The sequence below is a fragment of the Croceicoccus gelatinilyticus genome, from assembly GCF_018398395.1.
Lineage (GTDB): Bacteria > Pseudomonadota > Alphaproteobacteria > Sphingomonadales > Sphingomonadaceae > Croceicoccus > Croceicoccus gelatinilyticus.
Map to the genome: position 1 here is coordinate 324,803 of NZ_JAHCBF010000001.1, position 16,789 is coordinate 341,591.

At 62.2% G+C, this 16,789-nt stretch carries 18 protein-coding genes and 2 riboswitches; of the genes, 12 read left to right on the forward strand and 6 right to left on the reverse strand.

Annotated features, from left to right (window positions below):
* Positions 1-25 precede the first annotated feature (25 nt).
* The 10 genes from KIH45_RS01785 to KIH45_RS01830 all read left to right on the forward strand — a co-directional run bounded on the left by KIH45_RS01785 (position 26) and on the right by KIH45_RS01830 (position 9,621).
* Positions 26-1,243, forward strand: a complete 1,218-nt coding sequence (locus KIH45_RS01785; RefSeq protein ID WP_213174275.1) for a deoxyguanosinetriphosphate triphosphohydrolase — start codon at positions 26-28, stop codon at positions 1,241-1,243.
* A complete protein-coding gene (locus tag KIH45_RS01790) occupies positions 1,236-1,952 on the forward strand; it encodes an NAD(P)H-binding protein (protein ID WP_213174276.1) in 717 nt (238 codons plus the stop codon). Before KIH45_RS01785 ends, KIH45_RS01790 begins: the two co-directional genes overlap by 8 nt.
* Positions 1,953-1,987: 35 nt before the next feature.
* Positions 1,988-2,098: riboswitch (glycine riboswitch) on the forward strand.
* A riboswitch (glycine riboswitch) is annotated at positions 2,099-2,206 on the forward strand. It begins immediately after the preceding riboswitch.
* 52 nt (positions 2,207-2,258) lie between these two features.
* A complete protein-coding gene (gcvT, locus tag KIH45_RS01795) occupies positions 2,259-3,383 on the forward strand; it encodes a glycine cleavage system aminomethyltransferase GcvT (protein WP_213174277.1) in 1,125 nt (374 codons plus the stop codon).
* A gap of 6 nt (positions 3,384-3,389) precedes the next feature.
* Entirely contained in the window at positions 3,390-3,761 is a 372-nt protein-coding gene (gcvH, locus tag KIH45_RS01800) for a glycine cleavage system protein GcvH (RefSeq protein WP_066552176.1), read from the forward strand.
* The gene (locus tag KIH45_RS01805) at positions 3,761-4,507 is read left to right on the forward strand and encodes a class I SAM-dependent methyltransferase (RefSeq protein ID WP_213174278.1); all 747 of its coding nucleotides are present in this window, start codon (positions 3,761-3,763) and stop codon (positions 4,505-4,507) included. The genes gcvH and KIH45_RS01805 overlap by 1 nt, the downstream gene beginning before the upstream one ends.
* Positions 4,508-4,516: 9 nt before the next feature.
* A complete protein-coding gene (gcvPA, locus tag KIH45_RS01810) occupies positions 4,517-5,875 on the forward strand; it encodes an aminomethyl-transferring glycine dehydrogenase subunit GcvPA (RefSeq protein WP_213174279.1) in 1,359 nt (452 codons plus the stop codon).
* Positions 5,872-7,473, forward strand: a complete 1,602-nt coding sequence (gene gcvPB, locus KIH45_RS01815; RefSeq protein ID WP_213174280.1) for an aminomethyl-transferring glycine dehydrogenase subunit GcvPB — start codon at positions 5,872-5,874, stop codon at positions 7,471-7,473. Before gcvPA ends, gcvPB begins: the two co-directional genes overlap by 4 nt.
* Before the next feature lie 54 nt (positions 7,474-7,527).
* A complete protein-coding gene (locus KIH45_RS01820; RefSeq protein WP_213174281.1) occupies positions 7,528-8,520 on the forward strand; it encodes a bile acid:sodium symporter family protein in 993 nt (330 codons plus the stop codon).
* Positions 8,517-8,996: a methyltransferase family protein gene (locus KIH45_RS01825; RefSeq protein ID WP_225899581.1), complete on the forward strand. Its 480-nt coding sequence runs from the start codon at positions 8,517-8,519 to the stop codon at positions 8,994-8,996. Before KIH45_RS01820 ends, KIH45_RS01825 begins: the two co-directional genes overlap by 4 nt.
* Entirely contained in the window at positions 8,977-9,621 is a 645-nt protein-coding gene (locus tag KIH45_RS01830) for a DUF938 domain-containing protein (RefSeq protein WP_337925379.1), read from the forward strand. The genes KIH45_RS01825 and KIH45_RS01830 overlap by 20 nt, the downstream gene beginning before the upstream one ends.
* 57 nt (positions 9,622-9,678) lie before the next feature.
* On the opposite strand, the gene KIH45_RS01835 is transcribed toward KIH45_RS01830, so the two are convergent.
* Both KIH45_RS01835 and KIH45_RS01840 read right to left on the reverse strand, forming a co-directional pair.
* Positions 9,679-9,792, reverse strand: coding sequence for an entericidin A/B family lipoprotein (locus KIH45_RS01835; protein ID WP_420481921.1), 114 nt, complete (start codon positions 9,790-9,792; stop codon positions 9,679-9,681).
* A 77-nt stretch (positions 9,793-9,869) separates the two neighbouring features.
* Positions 9,870-10,799 carry a DMT family transporter gene (locus tag KIH45_RS01840; protein WP_213174283.1) on the reverse strand — a complete coding sequence of 310 codons (930 nt, stop codon included), beginning with the start codon at positions 10,797-10,799 and terminating at the stop codon, positions 9,870-9,872.
* Between the two features lie 65 nt (positions 10,800-10,864).
* On the opposite strand from KIH45_RS01840, the gene KIH45_RS01845 reads away from it, so the two are divergent.
* Positions 10,865-11,092, forward strand: a complete 228-nt coding sequence (locus tag KIH45_RS01845; protein WP_213174284.1) for a hypothetical protein — start codon at positions 10,865-10,867, stop codon at positions 11,090-11,092.
* A 37-nt stretch (positions 11,093-11,129) separates the two neighbouring features.
* Here the strand turns inward: KIH45_RS01845 and KIH45_RS01850 are convergent, their stop codons facing one another.
* The 4 genes from KIH45_RS01850 to KIH45_RS01865 form a co-directional block, all read right to left on the reverse strand.
* Positions 11,130-12,635, reverse strand: coding sequence for a TadA family conjugal transfer-associated ATPase (locus KIH45_RS01850; protein WP_213174285.1), 1,506 nt, complete (start codon positions 12,633-12,635; stop codon positions 11,130-11,132).
* 132 nt (positions 12,636-12,767) lie between these two features.
* The gene (locus KIH45_RS01855; RefSeq protein WP_213174286.1) at positions 12,768-13,631 is read right to left on the reverse strand and encodes a class I SAM-dependent methyltransferase; all 864 of its coding nucleotides are present in this window, start codon (positions 13,629-13,631) and stop codon (positions 12,768-12,770) included.
* Positions 13,621-14,535 carry a glycosyltransferase family protein gene (locus KIH45_RS01860; RefSeq protein WP_213174287.1) on the reverse strand — a complete coding sequence of 305 codons (915 nt, stop codon included), beginning with the start codon at positions 14,533-14,535 and terminating at the stop codon, positions 13,621-13,623. Before KIH45_RS01860 ends, KIH45_RS01855 begins: the two co-directional genes overlap by 11 nt.
* Positions 14,532-15,848, reverse strand: a complete 1,317-nt coding sequence (locus KIH45_RS01865; RefSeq protein WP_213174288.1) for a flippase — start codon at positions 15,846-15,848, stop codon at positions 14,532-14,534. Before KIH45_RS01865 ends, KIH45_RS01860 begins: the two co-directional genes overlap by 4 nt.
* Before the next feature lie 120 nt (positions 15,849-15,968).
* Between KIH45_RS01865 and KIH45_RS01870 the strand changes: the two genes are divergently transcribed.
* Positions 15,969-16,787: an FkbM family methyltransferase gene (locus tag KIH45_RS01870; protein WP_213174289.1), complete on the forward strand. Its 819-nt coding sequence runs from the start codon at positions 15,969-15,971 to the stop codon at positions 16,785-16,787.
* The last annotated feature ends 2 nt before the right edge of the window (positions 16,788-16,789 follow it).

Sequence of the window (16,789 nt, forward strand, 5' to 3'; positions counted from 1 at the left end):
GAGGCATTTGGCCTAGGGCGCGCGGATGGAAACGCTGGCCGCTCCTGAACACCAAGGCGAAGCCATTGGCTATCGCGCGCGCTATGCCGCCGATCCCGTGCAGTCGCGCGGGCGCGAATTCGGCGAGCCGGGCGGCGGCGTGCGCGGCCCGCGCAGCGCCTTCCAGCGCGACCGCGACCGCATCATCCACTCGATCGCGTTCCGCCGGATGAAGCACAAGGCGCAGGTTTTCGTCGCGCCCTATGGCGACCATTACCGCACGCGCCTGACCCATAGCCTCGAGGTCGCGCAAGTCGGCCGCGTCATCGCGCGCAGCCTCGGCCTCGACGAGGATCTGACCGAGGCGCTGTGCCTTGCCCACGACATCGGCCATGCGCCGTTCGGTCACGCAGGCGAAACCGCGCTCGACCATGCCCTCGAAGGGCAGGGCGGGTTCGACCACAACGCGCATACCTTGCGCACGCTGATGCGGCTCGAAAGCCCGTATTGCACGCACGAAGGGTTGAACCTGTCGTGGGAAGCGCTCGAAGGGCTGGCCAAGCACAACGGGCCGGTGCCGGGCGACAAGCCGCTGCCCTGGGCGCTGGACGAATTGAACACCGCGTTCCCGTTCGACCTCGGTCGCTGGTCCTCGCTGGAGGCGCAAGTCGCGGCGGTGGCTGACGACATCGCCTATGACAATCACGACATCGAGGATGGCCTGCGCGCAGGGTTCATCGATCTCGACCAGTTGCTCGCCATGGACTTCATCGCCGATCAGTGGCGCGCGATCGAACGCCGTTTTCCCGGCACTTCGCGCGAAAGGCTTCAGCGCGAACTTGTGCGCAGCCAGATTGGCTGGATGGTCAACGACGTGATCGCCGAGACCAAGGGCCGCATCGCCGATGCCGGTGTCGAGACCGCAATCGACGTGCGCAAGGCGGGCCGGGCGCTGGCCGGGTTCTCGCGCGGGGTCGGGGCCGCGGAGCGTGTGCTCAAGCGGTTCATGTACGACAACGTCTATTACCACCCCGCGCAGAAGCGCACCGCCGACCTTGCCGTCGACCTTTTGAAGAAACTGCATGAGGCCTACAGCGCCGATCCGTCTCTTTTGCCGGACGACTGGCAGGCCGCCTTGCCCGAGGCGCAGCCCGCCCGTGCGCGCCACATCGCGGACTTCATCGCCGGCATGACCGATCGTTACGCCATCCGCCGCTACACCGACCTGTTCGGCGCTCCGCCGGAGGAGCTCAGCAATGTCTGAACGCATGGTGCTGATCGGCGCGACGGGCCTTGTCGGCATGAGCCTGATCGGAGAGGCGCGCAATTTCACCAATGTCCGGCTGACCGCGCTGTCGCGGCGCGAGGCTCCGCTGCCGTCCGGCGCGCGGATGGAGATGATCATCGCCGACCCTGCTAACTGGCCGGGCGCAATCGCGGACATGAAGCCTGATGTGCTCGCCTGCGCGCTGGGTACGACGTGGAAGCTGGCGGGCAAGGACGAACAGGCGTTCCGTGCGGTTGATTACGGCCTCGTCGTGCAATGCGCGAAGGCCGCGGCCCATGCCGGAACGCGCCAGATGGTCGCGGTCAGCTCGGTGGGTGCCGATGCCAATGTCAAGGCGTTCTACCTGCGCGTGAAGGGCGAGATGGAGAACGCGCTGAAGAAGATGGACTTCGCCCGCGTCGATATCCTGCGCCCCGGCCTGCTGCGCGGTCCGCGCGGGGGTGAGCGGCGCACCGGCGAACGGATCGCCATGATGGCAAGCCCGGTCACCGACCTCATGCTCCACGGCCAGTATCGCCGCTTCCGCTCAATCAAGGCCGAAGACGTCGCGCGCGCGATGCTGGCGCTGGCTGGAGAGAAGGCGGAGGGCCGTTTCGTTCACGACAACGACGGTATCTTGCGCGCACCGGCGCTCACGCTGGCAAAGCGGCGGATTAAGCCCGTCCACGGCGCATTGGCCGATTGACTCAGGGCCGCTGCGAATCCAAAGCCGAACCAGTCGCTGACCGCGCGGGAGAGCGCTTCGTGATTCGCCTTGTCGGGGGAATGACGGGGCCGCCGAAGGAGCAACCGCCCCGGAATCTCTCAGGCACAAGGGACCGTGCCGGTCGATAGCGACGCTCTGGAAAGAGCTCCATCTGGAGCCACCGAAGGGGTAACCTCGCGCCTTTTTTTGGGAACGGGGGAAAGCTCTCAGGTTTCCGTGACAGAGGGGGCCGCGGGTTCGCATTTTGCGGCCCGATGGCCTGCCGATTGCAAACGGAGCTGTACCTTGAGCGATACCGAAGCCGAAATCGAAACGATCGAGAGCCTGCCGCTCGACGCGTGGCACCGCGAACGCGGCGCGCGCATGGTGCCGTTTGCGGGCTATTCGATGCCGATCCAGTACGAGGGCATCCTCGCCGAACACACTTGGACGCGCGAGAACGCGGGGCTGTTCGACGTGTCGCACATGGGCCAGCTTTCGGTCTCGGGCGAAGGCGTGGCAGAAGCGCTCGAGGCATTGATGCCCGGCGACTTCTCGGCGCTGAAGACGGGCCGGATGCGCTATTCGATGCTGCTCGACGAAGAGGGCGGCATTCTCGACGATCTCATGGTGACGAATGCGGGCGATCACTACGCGCTCGTCGTTAACGGTGCGGTGAAGTGGGACGACATCGGTCACCTTCGCGAACATCTGCCCGACGAGATCACGCTGACCCACCATGACGAGCAGGCGCTGCTCGCGCTGCAGGGGCCCAAGGCCGCCGATGCGCTGGGCCGTCTCGTGCCGCTCGCCAACGACCTGTCATTCATGCAGGGCACTTTCGCGATGTGGGGCGACGTGCCGCTCTACATCACGCGCAGCGGCTATACCGGCGAGGACGGGTTCGAGATCTCGGTCCCCGCCGACAAGGTCGCCATGCTGGCCGATGCGCTGGTGGCGATGGATGAGGTAAAGCCCATCGGCCTCGGCGCGCGCGACAGCCTGCGGCTTGAGGCGGGCCTGCCGCTCTATGGCCACGACATTACCGAACAGACCGATCCGGTCAGCGCCGATCTGACTTTCGCGATCTCGAAGAAGCGGCGCGAGCAGGGCGGTTTTCCGGCTGCCGGCAAGATCCTCGAAATTCTCGCCAAGGGGCCGAGCTCGAAGCGTGTCGGCATGACGATCGAAGGCCGCATGGCCGCGCGCGAAGGTGCACCGATCTTCGCAGGCGACGCGCGCATCGGCACCGTCACCAGCGGCGGCTTTGCCCCCACGGTCGGCGGCCCCATCGCCATGGGCTATGTCGAGGCTGGCCACGCGCTTTCGGGCACGAAGCTTCAGATCGAGGTCCGCGGCAAGATGCTGGACGCGACCGTGACCGACATGCCCTTTGTCCCTCATCGTTATCATCGCAAGAAAAAGGCCTGATCCGACATGACGACCTATTTCACCAAGGACCACGAATGGATTTCGGTCGACGGCCCGATGGGCACCGTCGGCATCACCGATTACGCGCAGGAACAGCTTGGCGACATCACCTTTGTCGAGCTTCCGGGCGAAGGCGACAGTGTTTCGAAGGGCGATTCCGTGTCGGTCGTCGATTCGGTCAAGGCCGCTTCGGACGTCTACACCCCGGTTTCGGGCGAAGTGCGCGAAGCCAATGGCGCGCTGGCCGATGAACCGGAACTGGTGAACACCAAGCCGGAAAGCGACGGCTGGCTGTTCAAGGTCCTGCTGTCGGACGCCTCCGAACTGGAAGGCCTGATGGACGAGGCCGCTTACAAGGCATACGTCGACAGCCTCTGATGGCCGTAACGGGCACCCCGCAGGCATGGGATGCCAAGGCGTACGGGACGACGGGTTCGTTCGTTCCGGCGCTCGGACAGGCCGTGCTCGACCTGCTGGGGCCGAGGGAAGGGGAACGTATCCTCGACCTCGGCTCCGGCGACGGGGTGCTGACTGCGCGGATTGCCGAAAGCGGGGCCGAAGTGCTCGGCTTTGACGCCGATGCGGGCCTTCTGGACGGAGCCCGGGCGCGTGGGCTGACCGTGCGGCAGGGCGACGGGCAGGCGCTCGATTATGACGGCGAATTCGATGCCGTCTTCTCTAACGCGGCGCTGCACTGGATGCCCGATCATCCGACGGTCTATGCGGGTGTCCATCGCGCGCTGAAGCCCGGCGGGCGCTTTGCCTGCGAATGCGGCGGCTTCGGCAATATCGCCGCCATCCGCACTGCGATCCGCGCCGTTGCCGAAAAGCATGGTCAGGATCCGGTCGACCGCCAGAACTATCCGAGCGTTGCCCGCGCGACCCGCGAACTCGAAGCGGCCGGTTTCCGCGTCGATGCCATCGCGCTCGTGCCGCGCCCGACGCCATTGCCTGATGGCATGGCCGCCTGGCTGAATACCTTCCGCCACGGCTTCTTCGATCAGCAGGACGGCGAGGCGATGATCGCCGAGACCGTCCGCCTGCTCGCCCCGCAATTGCAGGACCCGGACGGCAACTGGACCGCCGATTACGTCCGCCTGCGATTCCTCGCCTTCAAGGACTGAGACCCGAAAATGAGATATCTCCCTCTCACTCCCAACGACCGCAGCGAGATGCTGGCCACGATCGGCGCCGACACGGTCGACGACCTGTTCCGCGACGTGCCCGATGGCGTCCTCAACGCCGAGATCTCAGGCCTGCCCGCTCATGCCAGCGAGATGGCGGTCGAGCGCCACATGAAGAAGCTGGCGGCCAAGAACCTGTCGGCGGCTGACGCTCCCTTCTTCCTGGGCGCGGGTGCCTATCGCCACCATGTCCCTGCCAGCGTCGATCACCTGATCCAGCGCGGCGAGTTCCTGACCGCCTACACACCCTATCAGCCTGAAATCGCGCAGGGCACGCTGCAGGTCCTGTTCGAGTTCCAGACGCAGGTCGCGCGCCTGTTCGGCACCGACATCGCCAATGCCTCGATGTACGACGGGTCTACCGCGTGCTGGGAAGCGATCGCGATGGCCGCGCGCATCACGCGCCGCGACGGCGTGGTGATCGGCCCGATCCACCCGCACTACCTGTCGACCGCAAAGACCATGGCGAAGTTCACCAAGGACGAGATCCGCGAGCTTTCGCCCGCGCTGATCGCAGATGCCGGTGACGACGCGATGATCGACATGATCGACGACAAGACCTCGTGCGTCGTCGTCCAATATCCTGACATCCTCGGCCGTATCCCCGATCTGGCGAAAATCGCCGACGCCGCGCACGACAAGGGCGCGCTGCTGGTCGCCGTCGTGACCGAGCCGGTCGCACTGGGCCTGCTCGAAAGCCCCGGTTCGCTGGGTGCGGACATCGTCGTGGGTGAGGGGCAGTCGCTGGGCGTCGGCCTCAACTTCGGCGGGCCGTACCTCGGCCTGTTCGGTGCTCGTGAAAAGTACGCCCGCCAGATGCCGGGCCGCCTTTGCGGTGAGACCGTGGACGCCGACGGCAAGCGCGGTTTCGTGCTGACGCTTTCTACGCGCGAGCAGCATATCCGCCGCGAAAAGGCGACGAGCAACATCTGCACGAACTCCGGTCTCTGCGCGCTGGCGTTCTCGATCCACATGACGCTGCTGGGCGGTGAAGGGCTCGACAAGCTTTCGCGCATCAACCACGCCCGTGCGGTCAAGGCGGCGGGCAAGCTGGCCGCGATCGACGGGGTCGAACTGGTCAACGAAGGCGGGTTCTTCAACGAGTTCACCCTGCGCCTTGTCGGCCACGATGCACGTGAAGTTGCGCTGCGCATGGCGAAGCGCGGCATCCTGTCGGGCGTGGCCTTGAGCCGCCTCTATCCCGACTCGCTCGACTTGTCCGAAGGGCTGGTCGTCTGCGTCACCGAAACCTGCAGCGACGAGGATGTCGACGCCCTCGTTGCCGCTCTTGCGGAGGAACTCGCATGAACGCCCCGAACAAGAGTGGTTGGAAGCCTGAAATGGGCGAAGCTGGCAGTGGTCCCGTAGCCAAGACCGCCAGCGGCGATGCTGGGCTTGCGCTGGAAGAAGCGCTGATCTTCGAACTGGGCGGTACCGGAAAGTGCGGCGTCGATTTCGACGAGGAACCGGGCGACGTCAGCCCCGCGCTGGCGAAATTCGCGCGCAAGGCACCGGTCGATCTGCCCGCGCTGACCGAACCGGAAGCGGTGCGGCACTACACGCGCCTGTCGCGTCAGAACTATGCCATCGACCTTGGCCCGTTCCCGCTGGGGTCGTGCACGATGAAGCACAATCCGCGTCTGAACGAGGCGATGGCCCGTCTGCCCGGTTTTGCCGACATCCATCCGCTTCAGCCGATGGACACGGTGCAGGGCGCCTACGAAGTGATCGAACAGCTGGCCGACTGGCTCTGCAAGCTGACCGGCATGGAAGCCGTCGCCATGAGCCCGAAGGCAGGCGCGCATGGCGAGCTTTGCGGCATCCTTGCGATCCGCGCCGCGCTCGAAGCGCGGGGCGATGCGCGCGAGGTGATCCTCGTGCCCGAATCCGCGCATGGTACCAATCCGGCGACCGCGGCCTTCGCTGGCTACAGGGTCGAGAACATCCCGGCGACGAAGGACGGACGTGTCGATCTTCAGGCGCTGAAGGACAGGCTTGGTCCCGACGTTGCGGGCGTGATGATCACCAACCCCAACACCTGCGGCCTGTTCGAGCGCGACATGAAGGCCATTTCCGACGCGGTCCACGCCGCGGGCGGGTTGGTCTATTGCGATGGCGCGAACTTCAACGCCATCGTCGGCAAGGTGCGCCCCGGCGACCTTGGCGTCGATGCGATGCACATCAACCTGCACAAGACGTTCTCCACCCCGCACGGCGGCGGCGGTCCGGGTTCTGGGCCGGTTGTCCTGTCCGAACTGCTCGCGCCTTTCGCGCCAATCCCCTTCGTCCGCCGCGACGAAAAGGGCCGGCTGCGGATGGTGGAAGAGCGCGGCGCCAAGGATCACCTGCCGCAGACGTTCGGCCGCATGACCGCGTTCCACGGCCAGATGGGCATGTTCACCCGCGCGCTGACCTACATGCTCAGCCACGGTGTCGATGGCCTTCGCCAGGTGGCGGAAGACGCGGTACTGAACGCGAACTATGTCCTGCGCAGCCTTGAAGGCGATCTCGACGCGCCGTTCGGCGATGCCGGTCCCTGCATGCACGAGGCTCTGTTCAGCGACGAGAACCTGCCTGACGGGTTCTCCACGCTCGACATCGCGAAGGGCCTGATCGACGAGGGTTTCCACCCGATGACGGTCTATTTCCCGCTCGTCGTTCACGGCGCGATGCTGGTCGAACCGACCGAGACCGAGAGCAAGGCCGGGCTCGACCGCTTCATCGCTTCGATGAAGAGCCTGACCGCCCGCGCCAAGGCCGAGGACGAAAGCCTGAAGAGCGCGCCGCACTATGCGCCGCGCCGCCGGCTCGACGAAACGCGCGCTGCGCGCAAGCCGGTGCTGACCTACAAGGGTGAAGGTGTCCCGCCCGGGACGCCCAGCCTATCGGAAATCGGCGGAAGCTGAACGATTGCCGCCACCCGCGCGGCTTGGCATAAGCCGCGCGGGAAGGGGCCGGACTTGATACAGCGGATCACGAACCTGTTTGCCGTGTGGACCGTGCTGGGCGTTGCCTGGGCGTGGTTCTCTCCGGCTGATTTCGCGTGGGTCACGGACGGTTCGATCCGCCCGCTGGGCCAGCCGCTGATCCCGGTGATGCTGGGCGTCATCATGCTGGGCATGGGGCTGACGCTTACGGTGGCCGACTTCCGCCGCGTCGCGAAGATGCCCCGCGCGGTGATCGCGGGCGTAGTGCTGCAATTCACGGTTATGCCGCTTTCGGGTGCGGTTCTGGCGGGGCTTTTCGGGCTTTCCAACGGCCTTGCGGTCGGCCTGATCCTCGTCGCCTGTTGTCCGGGCGGCACGGCGAGCAATGTCATCGCCTATATGGCGCGGGCCAATGTCGCGCTGTCGGTGTCGATGACGATGGCTTCGACGCTGGTGGCGATTGCGCTGACGCCGCTGCTGACCGGCTGGCTGGCGGGCGTCTATATCGAGATCGACCGCTGGAACCTGTTTCTCGACATGGTCTCGGTCGTGCTGGTGCCGGTGATCGTGGGCGTGGCGCTGGCGCGTTACCTGCCGGGTCTTACGCGGCGGATCGTGCCGGTCGCGCCGATCGTATCGATCGTCTTCGTGGTCCTGATCGTCGCCGGAATTGTCGCGAAATCGAAGCCGCTGATTGAAGCTAATGCTGGTGTCCTGCTGGTCGCCTTGCTCGCTCTTCATGCCCTGGGTTTCGGGCTGGGCTGGTTGATGGCGCGGGTACTGGGTTTCATGCGCGACGATCTGCGGACCATTTCGATAGAGGTGGGCATGCAGAACTCCGGCCTTGGCGCGAGCCTTGCCTCGACCCCCGCATTCGCCCGCCAGTTCGTCGATCCGATGCAGGCCGCGCTGGCCCCTGTTCCCGCAGCGATCTCGGCCGTCTATCACGTCGTCATCGGCAGCCTTCTCGCAGCCCTGTGGCGCAGGGAAGTGAAGGCGACCACACAAGAGGTGATCACGGCATGAGCATTTTCAGCGTCGACAAGGACAGCGCACAGGTCCGCTTCCCTCCGCCGCTGGTGTTCTTCGGGTTCCTGATGATCGGGCGGGTCATCAACGACTGGTTCGGCCTCAATCCGGCGATTCCCGGCATCGTTCGCTGGGTGCTGGGCGGCGGAGCGATAATGGCGGGCCTCGTCGTGATCGTGCTTGCCCTGCTGCGGTTTCGGCGGTCGGGCAACAATCCGGAACCGTGGAAGACCGACACCGTCTTCGTGGCCGAGGGCATATATCGGCTGACGCGCAACCCCATGTATCTCGGCATGGCGCTGGTCTGCTTCGGCATCTCGGTGGCCATGAATTGCCTTGGGGGGCTGTTGACGCTCCCGCTCTCGATCATCGCGGTTCAGACGTTCGTGATCCGGCGCGAGGAGGCTTGGTTGTCGCAGCGCTTCGGAAAGACATACGAGGAGTATCGCCGCCGTGTCCGACGCTGGATCTGATCCGAAGCCGTTCGAGCTGACCGACGGGGCGGCAAAGCAATACGCCCCTGCGACCGAACGTAACAGCGAACCTATTGCCAGTGTCTTGCGCACGATCCTGCCTGAACGCGGTGTCGTGCTCGAAATCGCGAGCGGGACGGGCGAACACGCGGTCCATTTCGCACGCGCCTTTCCTGCGCTTGAATGGCAGCCGACCGACGTATCCGATGCGGCGCTCGCCTCAATCGCTGCTTGGCGTGCGGAAAGCGGTCTGGCGAATGTCCGGGAGCCGCTGCCTCTCGATCTCATCGACGGCAGCTGGCCGGTCGATCATGCCGACGCGATCTTTTGCGCGAACATGGCGCATATCGCTCCGTGGGAAGCGACTGTCGGGCTGTTTGCAGGGGCAGGCGAAGTTCTGGCTGATGGTGCGCCGCTGGCGATCTACGGACCTTTTATCGAGCGGGACCGCCCGACCGCCCCGTCGAACCTTGCCTTCGATGCCAATCTCAAGGCGCGCAACGCGAGCTGGGGCCTTCGAGAAATCGCGAGGCTGGATGAACTTGCCTCCGCAAATGGCCTCACTCGCGCCAGCCGCATCGAGATGCCCGCGAATAACCTCATGCTCGTCTATCGCCGCCAATAGAAAACGCCCGCCGGACCGGAGTCCGACGGGCGTTCGGCTAGCAACTTTTGCGCGCGATCAGTTGATCGCGTCTTCACCCGCTTCGCCAACGGACTCGATGTCCTGACCTGCACCCTTGACGGTGTTGCAAGCGGCGGCGGAGAGAGCGAGCGAACCAATAGCGGCGGCCATAGCGATACGACGGATCATGTAATTGTCCTTTCCAAGTGACTTGGAACCCAGAACGCCGTCCTTTCACATTGGTTCCATCAACGTGCTGCCGCCTCGTTACGCTGCTTGGCCAGTTTCTGTTCGCGCCAGACGATGATGCCGCCGGCAAGGATAACGATCGGTGCGCCCAGCCAAAGGCTTGCAGGGGGCAGGTTTTCGAAAATCAGCCAGCCGTAGGTCGTTGCCCAGATCAGCGCCATGTAATCCATGATGATCACGGTCGACACCGGCCCGAAACGCAGCGATGCGGTGAGCAGGAGCTGCCCGGCCACGCCAGACACGCCGATGCCGAGAAGGACGAGGATATCGCCTGCATCTACGTTCCAGTCGTAAAAGAGCGAAACGATGAAAAGGACCGGCGTTCCGAAGATCGCGAACCATGTCACGATGGCGACCGAATCCTCGGTCTTCGTGAGGTCGCGGATCTGGATGGAGATCAAGGCCACCATGAATGCGCCGCCGATTGCGACCAGCGCGCCGAACATTGGGACGGTCGCATGAAACGGATCGGCGACGAGCGCCACGCCCACAAAGCCCAGCGTCGCCGCCAGCCAGCGCCACTTGCCGACGTGTTCGCGCAGCAGCAACGCCGACAGGACAACCGCGAACATCGGGCTGGTAAAGCTCAGCGTGGTCGCCACGGCGAGCGGCAGAAGGGTAGGGGCGGCAAAATTGAGGACCATCCCGATCGTGCCCGTACCCGCGCGGAATGCATGACTGCCGATGCGGTCGGTGCGCATGATGTGCAGCTTACCCCGCATTGCGAGCCAGCCGAGAAGGATCGGAATAGTCAGAGCCTGACGCGCCAGCAGCATGTGCGGCAAATCGATCCCGCGCGTTTTTCCCAGCTTCACCAGCATGAGCATGGTGGCCAGCGCGAGCCCCGCAAAGAAGCGTATCGCCAGCGCAAGAACGGGGCGATGCTGTGCTTCCGGCAACGGCAAGGTCGGGTTTGCGCTTTGCGGCATGTCGCGGCTATTGGGCGCGCACAGGGCCGCGATCAAGCGGCAATTCGCACTTGCGGCATCAGGTTATGAGCTTTGACTACCTTGTGAGCAGCGACGCCGGTCGCTGGACGATAATCGCGGTATCGGCGCTGCTCGTTGCCGCGCTCGCCTTGTTTGGCGATCGCCGGCGCATGAAGCGCAAGGCACCCGACAGCGTCGGCTGGGTGCCATGGACGCCGGTGTTCTTCGTGGCGCTTCTGGTCGCGGTGGTGACCGGTAGCCTTGCCCTCAAAACATGGATCGCGCCGGTCTGACCGACGCGATCCCAATGTTTCCAGACCTGAGAAAGCCTTACAGGCAGGACTGCAGGTAGGCCTTGTCGAAGCCGAACTGGCGCGCCTTTTCCAGCGTGTAGGGGCGCAGACCCGACGGGCGATGCTCGCCGATGATCTTGCCGTCCTCGCCTTCGTCCAGATATTCGTAGGTGAAGAGTTCCTGCGTGACGATGACGTCGCCTTCCATGCCGATAACTTCGGTGATGTTGGTCGTGCGGCGCGAACCGTCGCGGAGGCGCTTCACCTGAACGATCAGGTCGACCGAGTCGGCGATCTGCTTGGAAATCGCGGCCTTCGGGATCTTGATGTCGCCCATCAGGATCATGTTTTCCATACGGCCAAGGCATTCGCGCGGGCTGTTGGCGTGAAGCGTACACATCGAACCGTCGTGGCCCGTGTTCATGGCAGCCAGAAGGTCGAAACATTCCGCGCCACGAATTTCGCCCAGGATGATGCGGTCAGGACGCATACGCAGGGCGTTCTTCACAAGGTCGCCGATGGTGATGGCGCCTTGGCCTTCAAGGTTCGGCGGACGCGTTTCGAGCGGCAGCCAGTGCGGCTGCTGCAGACGAAGTTCGGCCGCGTCTTCGATGGTCAGAACGCGCTCGCCCGGGTCGATCATTTTCGACAAGGCGTTGAGCATCGTCGTCTTACCCGAACCGGTACCGCCAGAGATGACGATGTTCATGCGGCTGGCGCCCGCAATCTTGAGGCAGGTCGCCATCTTGTCGCTCATCGAACCGAAGTCGCGGAGCATGTCGATCGTGATCGGCTTTTCCGAGAACTTACGAATCGAGATCGCCGTGCCCTTGAGGCTGAGCGGCGGGACGATGACGTTGACACGTGAACCGTCCTTGAGACGGGCGTCGGCAAGCGGCGTGGTCTGGTCGACGCGGCGGCCGACCTGGTTCACGATGCGCTGCGCGATCTGGAACAGGTGCTGTTCGTCGCGGAACTTAATCTTGGCGAGCTGCAGCTTGCCGCCCTTTTCCACGTAGGTCTGGTTCGGGCCGTTGACCATGATGTCCGACACGTCAGGGTCGTGGAGCAGCTCTTCGAGCGGACCGAAGCCCAGCAATTCGTCGACCAGCACCTTTTCCAGCGCGAACTGTTCGCGGCGGTTCAGCGTGATCTTCAGCTCGGCCAGCACCTCGAGGATGATGGGGCGGAATTCTTCGGAAAGCTCGTCCTTCGTCAGCGTCGCGGCCGCTTCGGGGTCGACACGTTCGAGAAGGCGGGGAAGGACCTGTTCCTTGATGCGGTGAACGCTGGCCTCGAATCCTTCGACGACGGCTTCACCGGCATGTTCGGCGGCCGCACGCTCTGCAAGACGGGCAAGCGCCTCTTCTTCCGGGGTGGATGCAGTCGGCGGCGGCGGCGGGAACTGGTCGTCATCCATCGGCGGCGGCGCCGGCGGCTGCGTACGCAGCGGCTCTGCCCCCTTCATCGGCCTAGCGACACCGAAGGCGGGGCGTCCTCCCCCGTTTCCGTTCATTCCGTTACGACGGCCGAAAGCGTTCATTCCAAGTCCTCGATCAGCGTTCCGCAACCCTTCAGGGCAGCGGGCGAACTGGACTATCGCTACATAGGGCAAATTTTTGGTTAACATTCTGGCGGATCGCCAGGCTTGAATTTTTGAAGTGCTCTCGCGTCTCTAGGGTCGTGCCGAGCTGAAAACGCGCTTCGCCCGGCTGAGGCGCTGTATCAACGGATAAAGCGATTTCGACGCGCGTTCGAGGGTGCGGACCAGTAGCCAGTTCGGCGCCCTATCAAGTTTTTCGTAGATCTCGGCATGTGGAGCGCCCTCGATTTGCCCAACAAAGCGGCAACCCAGTAATGGAGCGATTTTACGAAACGTAAAATGCAAGTGAAGCGCACCCGGGTAATGACAGGCGATCATCGGAAGAAAACAATTTGCGGTGATGATGTGGTTGCCCGGCTTGAGCTTCGACAGCAGTTCCCCAAAGAGGCCGAGGGGATCGGTAACGTGTTCAAGAACGTCCTGCGCCAAGATCAAATCGGCATCTTCGGATACCTGTGAAGCGTAGGAAATACCTGATTTTTTGGCGAGAGCGCGTGCTAGCTCGCTGGGAAACGGTTCGATCACTTCAATCTCCGCCCCCGGTACAGAATTCTTGATCGATCGTGCCAGTGATCCGAACCCGCCGCCAAAGTCGGCAATACGCTTTGCTCGAAGATCCTTTGTTGTGGCAGCGATCGCTAGGCGGTGTTGGCGTGATTCTGGATCGATCTCCGTAAAAATACCGTTCAACAGCCAGACCGGCGATGAGTAGAAACGACCCATCTGCTCAGACTGGTCAGGGCGATAGCCAGCGCCAGTCCGCTGCCATTCGCTATCCATAAGCAGCCAGACCTGTTCGACTTCTTCGAGTGCGGCCCAGTTATGGGCGAGAAAGTCGTGCTGATCGTCGGTGAGCGCGCCGCGCACTTCGAATTCGTCGATCTTGTTGGCGAGCGCATTGGAAATCAGTCGCGCAACGTTCGGGTCATAGAGCATTTCGAAAGTACCTGATAATCCTTCTCAGCGCGCGGCGATGGAAAGAAATGCGCAGATGTTGCTTGATACGCGCTAACGCCAATTCATTCTCACGAATTTCGTCCGGCAGCGTCAGCGCCGAACCCTGATCGCATAGCGTCGCCTGTTCAATCCCGATGCCGCAGTTTTCGCCGGTTCCATCGTGTCCGATGTTTTCAACCAGACTGCGTGCAGGGTTCAGGCAAAGCCCGCCACGGCGAAAGATGGTTGCGTACCAGAAGATGGCCCAAGTCCGTCGGCGCTCGGCCAGATTGTCCCTTATCTGCTCATGAAAGTCGTGAAAACCATCCAGATTAAAAGCCTTTTTCTGTGCTGCACTGAAGGGCTTGCGCAATTCGGCAGACCTGTCGAAAGCGCTCCAGCGGTCAGCCCAGGTGGCCCAGCCCCAACAGTTCATGACCCGGTAAAAGAACGCATCTTCAAGACCATCGGTTTCGATCGGGTAGGTCCATCCGCTGATATGCCAGACCTGCGGGGAATTTTCATAGCGGTTCAGGGCAGCATTCATGAAGCTGAGGAAATGAGGCGCTGTGACCAGATCATCTTCGACCACGATCACTTTGCCGTTCTGTGAAACGACCTCGCCAACGCCGGAGATGATGTTGTCTGCAAGGCCGATATTACTTTCACGGCGGATAAGCCGAACGGAGCGAAAACCTTTTGTGTCGGCAACCACCTCGGCAGTCGCATCGCAAGCCGCCTCATCGATTTCGGTGCGCGGGCCGTCTTGAAAGACGATCAGGTCGGTGTCGCATGCAAGATTGTTGGCCGCCAGCGCATCGAGTGTGCGCTGCGTATGTTCGGGCCGGGAGTATGCGAACATGGCGACAGGCGCATATCGCGTTCGATCGTCCCGTTCGGTCACGCCTCCGCGCTCCGCAAACCGTTCCAGAGGTCAATGCTCCGGCGCAAGAGATAGAGCGGATTGGCAGACGCGATCATGATCCAGCCTGCCTCACGGAGCCACGGGAACAGAAAGCATGTACCTACTCCGGCGACGAAATAGGAAACAAGCGTCGCCACTGCGGCGCCAACGCCGCCAAACGGCGGTATCAGCGTTAGGTTAAGACCAATGTTCAGGACAGCTCCAGTGGCAGTGCCAAGCGGGGCGGTCCAGAACCAGCCGTGCAAGGTCAGGTAACCCGTTCGCGCGACGCCAAGCCCCACACTGGGGAGGGCGAGAGCAAGAAGAGCGATCATGGGAATGGCATCGTTGTAGGAGGGGCCAAGAAACAGCTCGGTGACGAGTGCTCCGAACGCTGTCACTCCGATAGCGGCCAGGGACATAGCAGCTATCATAAAACCGAATAACGATTTTAGGCTCGCCGCGAACCGGGCCTGGTCTTGGGTCTGGTACGCCCTGACAACGGCCGGAAAGAAAGCGGCCTGAATTGCCATCGGTATGAAAAGCGCACTGTCCGAAATTCGCACCGCGACCGTATATGAACCCAGTTCCGTCAAGTCCGCCATCTGGCCCAGCATGACCTGATCGATCCGCATGTAGATTGCCGAAGCGATACTGGCCAATAGGAGCGGGAAACTCGATTTCAGGAAATAGCGAAAAAGATCCGGGTCGAAGCGGAGAGCCCCGGTCCCGCGGGTTACGACTAGAAACAGGATGACTGCGGCGGCACCCAAAGCGAGCGCTTCGCCCGAGCGGACCAGTATGAACGCCCCCATAGGCTGCCGAGAAGCTATGCAGCTAAGGATAACAAAAGTGGCGATAAGCGTCACGATCGCACCCGCTGTAACGATTAGTTTTGGTCGCTCGATCGCATTGAAAAACACACTCAAACTCTGAAAGGGCAGGGCAAGTACGGAAAGCAAGGCAATGGCAACGAGTTCGACGCTGGTCCCTTCCGGGTTTGGAAGAACCGACATCGTCACGATGCAGGCTGCTACAGCTAGGATCGCGCCTGGCACACGCAAAGCGAGCACCGTGGTTAATAGTTGTCTTGCCTTGGCTCGATCCTCGACGATCTTTTGCGTTACCGCCTGATCTAGACACGTCAGCGCCAGGGGCGCAAAGACCGCAACAAGGCCAAGAATATAGCCGTAGGCCCCGAATTGATCGGCACCAAGATAGCGGGCGAGGAGGATCGTCACCACGAATCCGGCCGCTAGCCGGAATACTCGCTCTCCACCCAGCCAACCAAAATTCGTGAACTGCTGCTTCAAGACATTTCCTGAACAAGTCTGGTGATCATCGTTTGGCGCAATATTGGTGCAGGAATAAATTATAGTTAAGATTTTGGTTATAAGGCTGCCCAAGGCCCAAAAACCGATAGGGAAACGCGCGTGAATTTGAATCCAGTGTATCGGCTCTATGGTGCAGTTTTTGCAAGACCTGCGCTCTATAAGCTGAATCGTTTTCTCTATAATCTTTCGCTGAGGGGACTGGGCATCCTCAACTGGGAGAACGAGAATCTACAGGGCGAAGTTGCGGTTTTGCGCCGGGTTCTTTCGCATGCGCCAAGCGGGGCCGTAGTATTCGACGTCGGCGCAAACGTGGGGAAGTATTCCGAGAAAGTGCTGGAAGCCGCTCCTCATGTTAACCTCCACGCGTTTGAGCCTTCGCCCACTGCGTTCAACGCGCTACAAACGAGGCTTGAGGGAAAGAAGCTCGAATGCGTCCAGTCGGCAGTTGGTCTCACTAATGGAACAGCAAAACTTTACGACTATGCTTCCGGCGATGGCTCTGGGCACGCCACTTTGCAGGACAATGTAATCGAGCGTGTCCACGGTGGAGTTTCTCAAGCCGTAGAGGTGCCACTTCTCCGTCTCGATACGTACATCGCTGCAAACGACATAGAGTCGATCTATTGGATGAAGATCGATGTTGAAGGCAGGGAAATGGACGTGCTCGATGGCTTGGGTTCGCTGATCGAGGACGGATTTCCGATAAGGTTCGTGCAGATAGAATTCAATGAAATGAATGTACTGAGTGGGACGTTCATGGAAGCGTTCTGCAACAAGCTGAAGGGGTATAGGGTCTTTAGGATCCTTCCCGGTGGAAGGTTGCTCGAAATCTCGGAAGAGATCGTCACGCTCCGCGAAATTTTTGCGTTTCAGAATCTTCTGTTCTGTTGTGAAGAAAACGCAATCGACCTTTGGTGATT

Coding starts and splice junctions, on each gene's coding strand:
- KIH45_RS01855 (WP_213174286.1), bottom strand. CDS start 13,631: ATGCTCTATGACCCGAACGTTGCGCGACTGATTTCCAATGCGCTCGCC.
- KIH45_RS01845 (WP_213174284.1), top strand. CDS start 10,865: ATGAGCTTTGACTACCTTGTGAGCAGCGACGCCGGTCGCTGGACGATA.
- KIH45_RS01850 (WP_213174285.1), bottom strand. CDS start 12,635: ATGAACGCTTTCGGCCGTCGTAACGGAATGAACGGAAACGGGGGAGGA.
- gcvH (WP_066552176.1), top strand. CDS start 3,390: ATGACGACCTATTTCACCAAGGACCACGAATGGATTTCGGTCGACGGC.
- KIH45_RS01790 (WP_213174276.1), top strand. CDS start 1,236: ATGTCTGAACGCATGGTGCTGATCGGCGCGACGGGCCTTGTCGGCATG.
- gcvPB (WP_213174280.1), top strand. CDS start 5,872: ATGAACGCCCCGAACAAGAGTGGTTGGAAGCCTGAAATGGGCGAAGCT.
- KIH45_RS01840 (WP_213174283.1), bottom strand. CDS start 10,799: ATGCCGCAAAGCGCAAACCCGACCTTGCCGTTGCCGGAAGCACAGCAT.
- KIH45_RS01825 (WP_225899581.1), top strand. CDS start 8,517: ATGAGCATTTTCAGCGTCGACAAGGACAGCGCACAGGTCCGCTTCCCT.
- KIH45_RS01785 (WP_213174275.1), top strand. CDS start 26: ATGGAAACGCTGGCCGCTCCTGAACACCAAGGCGAAGCCATTGGCTAT.
- gcvPA (WP_213174279.1), top strand. CDS start 4,517: ATGAGATATCTCCCTCTCACTCCCAACGACCGCAGCGAGATGCTGGCC.
- KIH45_RS01805 (WP_213174278.1), top strand. CDS start 3,761: ATGGCCGTAACGGGCACCCCGCAGGCATGGGATGCCAAGGCGTACGGG.
- KIH45_RS01835 (WP_420481921.1), bottom strand. CDS start 9,792: ATGGCCGCCGCTATTGGTTCGCTCGCTCTCTCCGCCGCCGCTTGCAAC.